At 65.7% G+C, this 4,766-nt stretch carries 5 protein-coding genes and 2 tRNA genes; 2 read left to right on the top strand and 5 right to left on the bottom strand.

The window, feature by feature from the left end; all coding sequences use genetic code 11:
• Window positions 1-290: ClpX C4-type zinc finger protein (locus AC2VOP_RS12490; RefSeq protein WP_486961261.1), on the bottom strand; the 290-nt coding region annotated here is incomplete at its 3' end.
• A 365-nt stretch (window positions 291-655) separates the two neighbouring features.
• Between AC2VOP_RS12490 and mmuM the strand changes: the two genes are divergently transcribed.
• Window positions 656-1,555: a homocysteine S-methyltransferase gene (gene mmuM / locus AC2VOP_RS12485; RefSeq protein WP_486961262.1), complete on the top strand. Its 900-nt coding sequence runs from the start codon at window positions 656-658 to the stop codon at window positions 1,553-1,555.
• A gap of 93 nt (window positions 1,556-1,648) precedes the next feature.
• Here mmuM and clpP2 read toward each other — a convergent pair whose 3' ends face one another.
• The 4 genes from clpP2 to AC2VOP_RS12465 form a co-directional block, all read right to left on the bottom strand.
• Window positions 1,649-2,284, bottom strand: a complete 636-nt coding sequence (gene clpP2 / locus AC2VOP_RS12480; protein WP_486961260.1) for an ATP-dependent CLP protease proteolytic subunit ClpP2 — start codon at window positions 2,282-2,284, stop codon at window positions 1,649-1,651.
• Window positions 2,281-2,883 (bottom strand): ATP-dependent Clp protease proteolytic subunit, encoded by a 603-nt coding sequence (locus tag AC2VOP_RS12475; protein ID WP_486961259.1) that lies wholly within the window; start codon window positions 2,881-2,883, stop codon window positions 2,281-2,283. Before AC2VOP_RS12475 ends, clpP2 begins: the two co-directional genes overlap by 4 nt.
• A gap of 94 nt (window positions 2,884-2,977) precedes the next feature.
• Complete coding sequence (gene tig, locus AC2VOP_RS12470) at window positions 2,978-4,474, bottom strand: trigger factor (protein WP_486961258.1); 1,497 nt, start codon at window positions 4,472-4,474, stop codon at window positions 2,978-2,980.
• A gap of 26 nt (window positions 4,475-4,500) precedes the next feature.
• A tRNA-Pro gene (locus AC2VOP_RS12465) sits at window positions 4,501-4,574 on the bottom strand.
• Between the two features lie 136 nt (window positions 4,575-4,710).
• On the opposite strand from AC2VOP_RS12465, the gene AC2VOP_RS12460 reads away from it, so the two are divergent.
• A tRNA-Gly gene (locus tag AC2VOP_RS12460) sits at window positions 4,711-4,766 on the top strand.

Genomic DNA, 4,766 nt, shown 5'->3' with positions numbered 1-4,766 from the left:
TGGATGCGCTTGTAGTGGTTGTAGACGGCCACCGCCAGCGTCCGTTTGGCGGTGTCCTGGCCGATGACATAGCCCTCCAGGAAGTCCCTGATCTCCGCGGGCTTGGGAAGTTCGTCAAGTTTGACATCGGCGGCATCGGCCAGTTCTTCTTCGATGATCTCGTTACACAGGTCGATGCACTCATCGCAGATGTACACACCCGGGCCTGCGATGAGCTTCTTGACTTGCTTCTGGCTCTTCCCGCAGAACGAGCACTTCAGCAGGTCACCGCCGTCTCCGATGCGCGCCATGGTGCTTCAGTGCCTACTTCCTGTTCGCCGTTCATCGTCGGTGTGTCGAGTGCCGAGTTGGGTGCTCAGTTGGATGCTCTGCCCCGACGCTACCTGCTTGGTCTGGCGCGACGCGACCCATCGGGTCGAATCGCGTCGTTGGTATTCGTTCGTCGTCTTGGTTCCCTTGGTTCCCTTGGTTCCTGTGGTTCTGGTGGTTCGCGCGTGGCTGCTATCCGCTCCAGAACATATCGCCTCACCGGGCCGCATCAAGGAGAAACGCGCTGCCGTAGCCTTGGCGTGTCGCAGTCGTTACCCGACTGAAAGGCTCTCCGCCCCCAGTGCCTGCGGTGCCTACAGTGGCGACCGTGGCGTTCACGGGGTTCGTGGTGCCCGACGATACCGTGCTCATCAGCGATGGCGGCCTGGCCACCGAACTGGAGGCACGCGGCCATGACCTGTCCGACCCACTGTGGTCGGCGCGACTGCTCGCCGATGCACCGCAGCAGATCAGCGCCGTGCACACCGCTTTCTTTCGTGCCGGGGCGATGATCGCCACCACCGCCAGCTATCAGGCATCCTTCGCCGGGTTCGCCGCACGGGGAATCGACACGGACACGGCAGCCCGGCTGCTGCGGCACAGCGTGGAACTGGCCCGCGCCGCCGCGCGCGTCGCGTCCCGCGACGGCGGCAGCCGGTGGGTGGCCGCCTCGGTCGGCCCGTACGGCGCCGCGCTCGCCGACGGCTCGGAGTATCGCGGGCGCTACGGCCTGTCGGTGCGCAAGCTGGCGGCCTGGCACCGGCAGCGCTTGGCGATCCTGGCCAGCGCTGGCTCGGATGTGCTTGCGCTGGAAACGATCCCTGATGCCGACGAGGCCGAGGCGCTAATAAACCTGGTGCGTGAGCTCGACATGCCGGCCTGGCTCAGCTACACCATCGACGGCACCCGAACCCGCGCCGGCCAACCGCTAGCCGAGGCGTTCGCGGTGGCTGCGGGAGTGCCGCACATCATTGCGGTCGGGGTCAACTGCTGCGCTCCCGTCGATGTCTTACCCGCGATCGAGGTGGCCCGCGACGTCACCGGCAAGCCGGTGATCGTCTACCCGAACAGCGGCGAGCGCTGGGACTCGCAGCGCCAGACCTGGGCCGGGTCGCCGCGCTTCTCGGTCGAATCGATACCGGGATGGGTGGCCGCGGGGGCACGGATCGTCGGAGGCTGTTGCCGGGTGCGTCCGACTGACATCGCCGCCATCGCCCATGCCGCCGCCTCGCTGCGCCGAAAGTGAAACTGTTTCGACTTTTCCGCCGGAAATTCGCAACGGCTTCACGCTCGGCGAGCGACCGGGCTGCCTGCCCCTGCCTGCCCCTGCCTAACCTGCCTAACCTGCCCGAGCCGACAGCTTGCGGTACTCCAGCACGGTGTCGATGATTCCGTAGTCCTTGGCCTCTTCGGCGGTGAGGATTTTGTCGCGGTCGGTGTCCTTGCGGATCACGTCGGCGTCCTTGCCGGTGTGCCGGGCCAGCGTGGATTCCATCAGGGTGCGCATCCGCTCGATCTCGGCGGCCTGGATCTCCAGGTCGGAGAACTGCCCCTGAATCACCCCGGACAACGACGGCTGGTGGATGAGCACCCGGGCGTTGGGCAATGCCAGCCGCTTGCCGGGTGTCCCGGCGGCAAGCAGCACCGCCGCCGCCGAGGCGGCCTGGCCCAGGCAGACGGTCTGAATGTCGGCCCGAACGTACTGCATGGTGTCGTAGATCGCCATCAGCGAGGTGAACGAGCCGCCCGGCGAGTTGATGTACATGGTGATGTCGCGGTCGGGGTCCAGCGACTCAAGCACCAGTAGCTGCGCCATGATGTCGTTGGCCGAGGCGTCGTCGACCTGCACCCCGAGGAAGATAATGCGTTCCTCGAACAGCTTGTTGTACGGGTTGGACTCCTTGACGCCCCAACTCGAGTGCTCGATGAACGACGGCAGGATGTAGCGGGCCCGCGGCCGGGTTTCGGGATTCATGACTTGGCTCCATTGGTCTGGGCGCGGGTGATGATGTGGTCGACGAAACCGTATTCCAGAGCTTCGGCGGCGGTGAACCAGCGGTCGCGGTCGGAGTCGGCCTCGATGCGCTCGATCGGTTGACCGGTGAACTCGGCGTTGAGCCGGAACATCTCCTTCTTGATGACGTGGAACTGCTCAGCCTGGATCGCGATGTCGGCCGCGCTGCCGGTCACGCCGCCGAGCGGCTGATGCATCAGGATGCGTGCGTGCGGCAGCGCGTAGCGTTTGCCTTTGGTGCCCGCGGCCAGCAGGAACTCCCCCATCGACGCGGCCATACCCATCGCATAGGTGGCGATGTCACACGACGCCAGCACCATGGTGTCGTAGATCGCCATGCCGGCGCTGATCGACCCACCCGGGGAGTTGATGTACAGCGAGATGTCTTTCGCCGGGTCTTCGGCGGCCAGCAGCAGGATCTGTGCGCAAAGCCGATTGGCGATGTCGTCGTCGATCTGTGAGCCCAGAAAGATGATTCGCTCCCGCAGCAAGCGCTCATAGACCGAATCGACGAGGTTCAGTCCCTGCCCGTTCGATCGCATGTCAGCCGTTTCGCTCACAATGGGATACCTGCTTTCTCGAGGTTCATATCCACCGACCCTAACCAACCGGCGGCGTGACGGGCCGCCCGAAGTGGGAGGTTCACTCACAGCGTTACTCGGTGTCGTCGGCTGGCTGGTTGGCATCGTCGACCTCCGGAGCTTCCTGGTCGCCCTCCGGGGTCTTCTGGTCGGCCTCCTCAGCTTCGGCTGACGCCTCAGCATCGTCGACCTCCGGGGCTTTCTGGTCGGCCTCCTCAGCTTCGGCTGACGCCTCAGCATCGTCGACCTCCGGGGCTCCCCCGAAAAACTCGGCGGTGTCGATCACGTTGCCGTCGCTGTCGGTGACAGTGGCTTCGCGAACCGCCGCGGCGATCGTCAGCCCGCGCCGGGCGTCGGCGAGCACCGCAGGCAGCTGGTTGTTCTCCCGCAGATGCGAGAGCAGTTGCTGCGGCTGGATTCCGTACTGGCGCGACATCAACACCAGGTGTCGGGTGAGGTCTTGCTGCCCGACCCGGATCTGCAAGTTGTCTCCCAGCGCATCCAGCAGCAGCTGCGTCTTGACCGACTTCTCCGCCTCCCTGCGGGTCTTGGCGTCGAACTCCGCACGGGAAGATCCCTCGTCGGCCAATTTCTCGGCGAACTTGTTCTCGTCGTGGTCCAGGCCGTGCAGGGCGGTGTGCAAGGCGTTGTCGACGTAGGCTTGCACCACCGCTTCCGGCAGCGGCATCTCGACCTGCTCGACCATGGCGTCCAGTGTCGCTTCGCGTATCTTCTCCGCCTGCTGGATGCGCTTGGCCAGGCGCACCCGGTCGGCCAGGCTGGCCCGCAGTTCGTCGATTGTGTCGAATTCGCTTGCCAGTTGTGCGAACTCGTCGTCGGGCTCGGGCAGTTCACGTTTTTTGACGGATCCGACGGTCACCGTCGCCTCGGCCTGCGTCCCGGCACGGGGGCCCGCGGCAAGCCTGGTGGTGAAGACCTTGCTCTCGCCGGCAGACAGCCCGATGATCGCATCGTCGAGGCCCTCTAACTGGCCCGAACCCACCTGGTGCGACAAACCCTCGGCGCTCGCGTCCGGCAGCTCCTCGCCGTCGACGGTGGCCGACAGGTCGATCGAGACGACGTCGCCGTCGGCGGCCGGCCGATCGACGCCGGTCACGGTGGCGAATCGGGCGCGCAGCGCCTCCAGCTCGGCGTCGACCTCGTCGTCACCGACCTCGACGGGGTCGACCGTGATCGTCAGCTCGGCCAGATTCGGCAACGTGATCTCGGGGCGCACGTCGACTTCGGCGGTGAAAACCAGCTCCTCGCCGTATTCCCGCCTGGTCACCTCGATCTGGGGCTGGCCCAGCGGGCGCAAGTCGGAGTCGGTCACCGCCTGGCCGTAACGCCCGGGCACCGCCTGATTGATCACCCGGTCCAGCACAGCATCCCGGCCGAACCGCGCCTCCAGCAGGCGGGCAGGCGCCTTCCCGGGGCGGAACCCGGGCAGCCGCACCTGCTTGGCCAGCTCCTTGTAGGTCTTGTCGTAGTCGGGCTTCAGCTCGGTGAACGGCACCTCCACATTGATGCGAACCCTGGTCGGGGTCAGCTGCTCGACGGTGCTCTTCACGGGCGTACTCCTCGGTGTCGTTAACGTCGGGGTGACAGGATTTGAACCTGCGACCTTCCGCTCCCAAAGCGGATGCGCTACCAAGCTGCGCTACACCCCGCACTGACCTCGCGATCCTACGGCCCGACGACGCCGCCTAGGCACCGGACCGCACAGCAAAACCGCCTGAAGGATCGACGGGTTCCGCTGTCGTCAGCACCGGTAGAGCCGGTACAGTCTGGCTGGAATGCGGGCGTAGCTCAATGGTAGAGCCCTAGCCTTCCAAGCTAGCCACGCGGGTTCGATTCCCGTC

The organism is Mycobacterium sp. TH-M106 (genome assembly GCF_057473765.1).
This window is presented reverse-complemented; position numbering and strand designations above follow the sequence as displayed.

What these genes read in the sequence shown, in the direction of transcription:
- clpP2 (WP_486961260.1), bottom strand. Translation starts at nt 2,284, where the DNA reads ATGAATCCCGAAACCCGGCCGCGGGCCCGCTACATCCTGCCGTCGTTC.